Genomic DNA, 1,993 nt, shown 5'->3' with positions numbered 1-1,993 from the left:
GCATTTTTACACGTTTTGTGTAATATATTTTAACATTTAAAATGTATAAGTTTCCAGTTGCAAACAAAAGCCGTGTCTTAAAGGACGCGGCTTTTTTGCTATAAAGCAGCCCCCCGCCCCGTTATTTTATTTACGCTGCTTTGTTTGTGCTTTGTTCACTACCATCAGTATCATCACAAATCTTTTGCTTGCCATTAATTACAGCGTTGCCAGAGATTTTTACACCCTCTTCAATAATAGACCTATTAGAAACACACGCATCATCATAAATTTCTGCTTTTTCATAAATACGAGCATTCTCATAAACACGGGCATTGCCATAAATCTTGACATTTTTGTAGACAAGCGCTTTACCATAAACCCTAGCATGATCAAAAATATGAGAACCTTCGTATACGCAAGAAGACCCTGATACTTTTGCATTGCCATAAACAAAGCCCTTCACATAAGCACTATGCCAAACCTTGGCATTGTCATAAATTTTTGCCTCTATACTAATAAAAGCTTTTCCATAAACCACGGCATTATCACAAACTTGACCACAAACCTTAGCATGATCATAAACCTTGGCATTGCCATTAACCACACACTTGCCATAAACCCACCCCTTGCCACGAAACCACATGGTACCACTAATACTAGCATTATCAAAAATCTTAGCATTGCCATAAACATGGGTATCACGACCATAAACCTTGGCTTTATCACTCACTACAACGTTACCATAAACTTTAGCATTTTGAGCAATAACGGCTTCATTACGTATTTTAGCATTTTCACTAACGACAGCATCATATGCTGCAATAGCATCATCATACACCCAGCAATTCCCATCATGAGAGAGGTTATCTTCCTTCTCAATAAAACCACCAAGGTCACCAGCCTTGACATCATCGAAATCCCTTAATGCGCGTATGCGATAAAAGTATCTAGGTTGACGGGTTTCTGCATCGTAAACTTTTTTTATTTCGTCTATAATTTCATATTTTTTAGATACAGTTTTAGTGGTCATAGGTAGCTCCCTAATCTAATATTCAAACAAATTTTTAAATGAAATGGTTATAAGGAGGCGCCCCCGCCGCGCCCGCGCCGTTATTTAAGCTGTTTTCCTATGGGGACGACACATAACAAAGCAAATTTCACCATAAGGAGAAAGGCGTTCTGTATAAACATTATTCATTGTGTCACCACAAATATTCTTAGTAACAATAGCCATGCCACATGCATTGGCATTTTCATAAACATGCACTTTACTTACAATTTTTGCACTATCGAAAACATGGGCATTATCATACACATGGGCATTGGCAAAAACCTTTGCTGAATCGTAGACGCGAGCATTACCATATACAAAACCACCAACACCTGCATTGCCATAAACCTGCGCATTTTCGTAAACACGACCAGGGCTCACAACAATGGCCTGATCACCAACCCAGCAATTACCATCATGGGAAAGATTTTCTTCAGATTCAATATAGCCACCAAGTTGACCAGCTTTAACATCACCAAAATCTCTTAACGCCTTAATGCGATAAAGTTTTTTACCTTCGCGAAGAATTGTTTGATTGGTGAGTTGATATTTTGGAGAAGTTTCTTGATTTGTAACTGTAGCTTTCATGCTAATTATCCTATTTTAAAGGTTTCAATTGACACCCCATAAGAGGCGCCGGGTGTTTGAAACCACGGTAATAGGCCCGTCGTTACACTTTCCCCTATGAAGGGTATTGTATAGTATAACCACACCCGGCAAAATTGTTATATGCCAATAACAGCACAAAAGAAAGCCAGTATATTTACGTAGGAAAGGCTATTTCGTTGCCTACCCGCCTATTATCAAGTGGGTTTCAATCACTTGCCAACCTTAATAAACGACCTTTTCTTTAAAGTCAATACGTATTTTTTATTTTTTTCAATTTTTTTCATTTTGATACCTACCTAATTGAATACCAAGTGATTTTAAATTTTACTTTTGGTTTTTAGTATAAAAATG

General features: G+C 37.6%; 2 protein-coding genes. Both read right to left on the bottom strand.

Features of this window, described 5'->3' with window-relative positions; translation table 11 throughout:
* Nucleotides 1–130: 130 nt before the first annotated feature.
* Nucleotides 131–1,012, bottom strand: coding sequence for an LbetaH domain-containing protein (locus ACFIMP_RS09565; protein WP_375632886.1), 882 nt, complete (start codon nucleotides 1,010–1,012; stop codon nucleotides 131–133).
* An 84-nt stretch (nucleotides 1,013–1,096) separates the two neighbouring features.
* On the bottom strand, nucleotides 1,097–1,621 hold the full coding sequence (locus ACFIMP_RS09560; RefSeq protein WP_375613773.1) for a hypothetical protein: 525 nt from the start codon (nucleotides 1,619–1,621) through the stop codon (nucleotides 1,097–1,099).
* Between the last annotated feature and the right edge of the window lie 372 nt (nucleotides 1,622–1,993).

The organism is Bartonella sp. AP65SXKL (genome assembly GCF_042195725.1).
Lineage (GTDB): Bacteria > Pseudomonadota > Alphaproteobacteria > Rhizobiales > Rhizobiaceae > Bartonella.
The sequence above is the reverse complement of the archived record's forward strand: the minus strand, read 5'-3'. Positions and strand labels throughout refer to the sequence as shown.

Excerpts from the sequence above, each read along its gene's own strand:
- ACFIMP_RS09565 (WP_375632886.1), bottom strand. The coding sequence starts at position 1,012 with ATGACCACTAAAACTGTATCTAAAAAATATGAAATTATAGACGAAATA.
- ACFIMP_RS09560 (WP_375613773.1), bottom strand. The coding sequence starts at position 1,621 with ATGAAAGCTACAGTTACAAATCAAGAAACTTCTCCAAAATATCAACTC.